The organism is Teichococcus wenyumeiae (assembly GCF_003696345.1).
In the GTDB taxonomy this organism is placed as follows: Bacteria; Pseudomonadota; Alphaproteobacteria; order Acetobacterales; family Acetobacteraceae; genus Pseudoroseomonas; species Pseudoroseomonas wenyumeiae.
In genome coordinates this window covers 1-3,874 of sequence record NZ_RFLX01000105.1, presented here as the reverse complement: position 1 = coordinate 3,874, position 3,874 = coordinate 1, and the positions used below count along the sequence as shown (strand labels likewise).

Genomic DNA, 3,874 nt, shown 5'->3' with positions numbered 1-3,874 from the left:
TTAGCCTGTGTTTCCAGGAGCGGTGAGGCACATATCCAGGAGGTCTTTGTAGAAGATTTTCTAGAAGCTCAGGCAGAAACCCCCATTAACGGCACCGGGTTACCGCAACCCACGACTGACGCCCGGTACCGTTCCCTACGGCACTTCTGTGCCGGCCGCTGAGCTGATTGTTGATGCTCACCCGCCGCCAATCCTGATCAGGCCCTGCGAGACACGCGGCGATGGCGGTTCAGAAGATGAACCACAGCACAACTGCGGTGCCGATGACGATCATGCCGACGATCACAGCAGCGCTGACCATCAAGGCATTGAGCGGCGATCTCCACCACCCTCGATTACCATCATCGTCCGGCATTTGAATGCTCCTTTGCTGGTGTTGATCTGCCCTGCCGCCTTCGCTGCGGAAACCAGGGTTCAACAAGACGCTGTCAGGTCCGCCCAGCCAGATGAAGGCGGTTAGCAGGTAGCCTTGGTGGCCAGGCGGTCCAAGTCCGGCGCAGAGTAGTGCGGTCCTCAAGATCAGAAGGAGCGACCGGCATGCCGAACATCATCAACGCATTCGGGGCAAGCGGCCTGCGGCCGATGTGCTGTGTCCGGCCGCCGCAGAGCACTTCGGGAGGGAAGACATCGGCGTCATTCTGAGTGGTGACATAGATGACGGTGTTGCCAGCTTTCGCGACATCAAGGCGTCTGGCGGCCTCAGCCTCGTTCAGGCTGCGCTGGCCGCGATGAGCAAAAATACTCGCAGGGTTGCTGATCGGTAGATGACGCATTCAACACCGTACGGCGGTTACACGTCCACAAGGTATGTGCTCGAAACCCTCCTTGAACCTGCTCGTTCAACGACCGTATGGGATCGTCTCGCATGAGGGCACTCTGTGGGCTGAACCTGGAGATATCCGGCCATGACAGGTAAAGGGATCCCGATGGCGTCATCCCGTGTGACGGTGGGCCTTGCTGCCGTAGCTGCAGCCCTGGCCGGAATCGCCCTGCAGGTTCGCGCCAATGCTCGACGGGCTGAGAGGGAGCATCCGCCGGCCGGGCGGTTCATCCATGCAGGCGGCATTCGACTGCACTACCTCGAAGCAGGAATGGGTGGCCCGCCGGTCGTGCTGCTGCATGGCAATGCAGTCCAAGCGGAGGACTATGTTGCGAGTGGCGTGTTCGGCCTGGTCGCTGAGCGACACCGGGTGCTGGCCTTTGACCGGCCTGGCTATGGGTATAGTGAGCGCCCACGCGACCGGCCATGGACGGCGGAGGCTCAGGCTGCCGTTCTGGCGGAGGCTCTCGCCCGCCTCGGGATTCGGCGCGCGATCGTGGTTGGCCACTCCTGGGGCACCTTGACGGCGCTGGCCCTCGCCCTCAACCATCCCGAGGCGGTGGGAGGCCTTGTGCTGCTGTCGGGCTACTACTTCCCGACGGCTCGAGCCGACGTTGCCATGATATCACCGACTGCCCTTCCGGTGCTCGGCGACGCGATCCGCTACACCGTCGGCCCACTGGTCGGGCGCCTCATGGCGCCGATGATGGTGCGGACGATGTTCGCGCCTGCGCCGGTGCCAGCCGCGTTCACGAGCGCGGTGCCGACCGGCATGATGCTGCGGCCTTGGCAGATCAAAGCCAGCGCCGAGGATGCCGCGGCGATGATCCCAGCGGCAGCGGCCCTTGTGGAGCGTTATGGCGAGCTCAGCCGGCTGCCGGTCTCCATCATGGCCGGTGCCGAGGATATGATCGTGGACAGGGACCGGCAATCAGCCCGGCTGCACCGCGAGATAGCCGCCAGCAGTCTCCAGGTTGTTTCAGGCCTCGGTCACATGGTTCATCACGGCGCACCTGATCTGGTCGTCCAGGCCATCGAGGCGATCGCGGCACCAGGGCAACCGGTCTCTGCTGCCATGACGACTTCGGCTGTGGCCGCGGAAGAACACACGACCGATATAGGATAAGCGCCTGCGCTCTACAGCGGGTCTACCGTTCTTCTATTCAGCACGACGGCCTTTCAGCCTCGTATATGGGTCCTTGCAGGTGCCGAAAGGCAGCAAGGACTGCTACTTTCTTGGCTATTCCGCACTGGATATGCTATCGCTCTAGCATCCGCACAGTAGCATCAGAGTCATCGCGGCGGGTGCCGCGGCGATGGCACCGGAACAATGAGCATCATGAGTATTCAGCGGAACATTGTTCTGGCACAGTTCGAGCATCGTCTGAGCGAAGGTGCGGAACGGCTCACGCAGCAGATCATGGATGTTGAGCAGCTGCGCCATGCCGGGAAACCGATCTTGCCATGGACGCTGGAGCTGCTTCTATCCAGCTACACGACGCAGCGCTGTCTTGAAGGTGTGTTGGATGGTCTGCGGCAGGAATAAAGCGCCGCGCCTGCACGCCAACGCCGGACTGGTGCGCCATCAGGCCTTGATGGTGGTAGCTGTCGCGCAAATGGACGGCCCGCATCAGCGCGTGGCTCAAGAGCGTCCAAGCGGCACCGCCATACCATCTACGCTGCTCCCTAATCCTGCACCAGCCTGAGGAGAACGTCGTGCCTGCGCAAAAGCAGTCCCGCACACGCGAGGGTCAAGCCAAGTCAGAACGCGCTGTTGTGGACCTGGCAGCCCTGGGTGGTCCCTTCGTCGAAGCCTTTGACGCCACCCGCATGCCGATGGCGATCTCGGACCCGAATGTCGCAGGTAACCCAATCATCTACTGCAACGCCGCGTTCCTGCAGATGTGCGGCTATGACCGGAAAGAGGTGCTGGGACAGGATTACTTCTTTCTGATCGGGCGGCACGCCGACCCCAGTGTGGTGGATCGGATCAAGCAGGCCGTGGCGGCCCGCCGCGAGTTCACCGAGGATATCCTGTTCCACACCAAGGATGGGCGGGAGATCTGGGTAGCGGCCCTGGTGGATCCGATGGTGGAGGACGATCGCGTCGTCCGCCACTTCGTGTCCTTCCTGGACATCACCGACCGGGTGCAGCGGGTGCAGGGCCTGCGGGAAGCGAAAGCAACACTGGACCGGCGCGTGGCAACTCGCACGAAGCGCCTGCAAGCTGCCAAGGACAAGCTGGAGGAAGAGGTCGAGCGGCGCCGGCGCACGGAGGCGCTGCTGCGGGAGAGCCTGGCCGAAGGCGAGGTGGCGCTGAAGTTCCGCGACTTCCTGGTGCAGGAGGTGCATCACCGCACAAAGAACGCGCTGCAGCTCGCGACGGCGCTGTTGCAGCTCCAGGCCCGGCAGTCAGAACCGGCGGTGCAGGCGGCGCTGGCCGTGGCCGTGGGGCGGCTCCTGCGCATCGGCGAGGTGCATGAATTGCTGGCTTATCAGAGCGAGACGCCGAATACGATCGAGGTCGCACCCTATTTGCTGCGACTGGGCCAAAGCATGCTGGAGGGGCTGGTGACCTCGCCGGGTCAGGTCGAGGTCGAAGTCGAGGCCGACGAGGAGGCCGTCTGGGCGCCAGACGTCGTCATTCCGCTCGGGCTCATTGTCGGCGAGGCCCTGACCAACGCCTTCAAATATGCCTTTCCGGAGGGGCGCCGGGGCCGGATCCTGGTCAATCTCAGCCTTCCTGACGGTGGCTTGGCCAGGTTGAGGATCGAGGATGATGGCATTGGCCTGCCGCCGTCGCGGCGACAGGGCGCACTGGGCCTCAAGCTGATCGAGACCCTGGCGCAGCAGATCCAAGGCCAGGTGGAACTGGTGAGCCGGCAGGATGGCACGGGGACCGCGGTAAGCGTGACCTTCCCAGATCCCAACACCGCACCGGGCCATAGCAACCAGCTTTGAAAGGCGCGGTCCTGCCAAGCCTGAACCCATAGAAAAAGCCCCGGCTGGAGATCCAGCCGGGGCTCAAGCCCATCACAGCGCAGGCGCCGCGAT

The 3,874-nt window shown here is 63.2% G+C and carries 5 protein-coding genes; 3 read left to right on the top strand and 2 right to left on the bottom strand.

Annotated elements, in window-relative coordinates; genetic code table 11:
- Positions 1-229: 229 nt before the first annotated feature.
- Positions 230-355 (bottom strand): hypothetical protein, encoded by a 126-nt coding sequence (locus tag EBE87_RS30430; protein WP_267898289.1) that lies wholly within the window; start codon positions 353-355, stop codon positions 230-232.
- 73 nt (positions 356-428) lie between these two features.
- Positions 429-773 (bottom strand): hypothetical protein, encoded by a 345-nt coding sequence (locus tag EBE87_RS30750; RefSeq protein WP_233553589.1) that lies wholly within the window; start codon positions 771-773, stop codon positions 429-431.
- A gap of 153 nt (positions 774-926) precedes the next feature.
- Between EBE87_RS30750 and EBE87_RS27825 the strand changes: the two genes are divergently transcribed.
- The 3 genes from EBE87_RS27825 to EBE87_RS27815 all read left to right on the top strand — a co-directional run bounded on the left by EBE87_RS27825 (position 927) and on the right by EBE87_RS27815 (position 3,781).
- On the top strand, positions 927-1,946 hold the full coding sequence (locus EBE87_RS27825) for an alpha/beta fold hydrolase (RefSeq protein ID WP_122140302.1): 1,020 nt from the start codon (positions 927-929) through the stop codon (positions 1,944-1,946).
- 204 nt (positions 1,947-2,150) lie between these two features.
- Positions 2,151-2,366, top strand: a complete 216-nt coding sequence (locus EBE87_RS27820) for a hypothetical protein (RefSeq protein WP_120641268.1) — start codon at positions 2,151-2,153, stop codon at positions 2,364-2,366.
- A 170-nt stretch (positions 2,367-2,536) separates the two neighbouring features.
- Positions 2,537-3,781, top strand: a complete 1,245-nt coding sequence (locus EBE87_RS27815) for a PAS domain-containing protein (RefSeq protein WP_147465064.1) — start codon at positions 2,537-2,539, stop codon at positions 3,779-3,781.
- Positions 3,782-3,874: the final 93 nt, after the last annotated feature.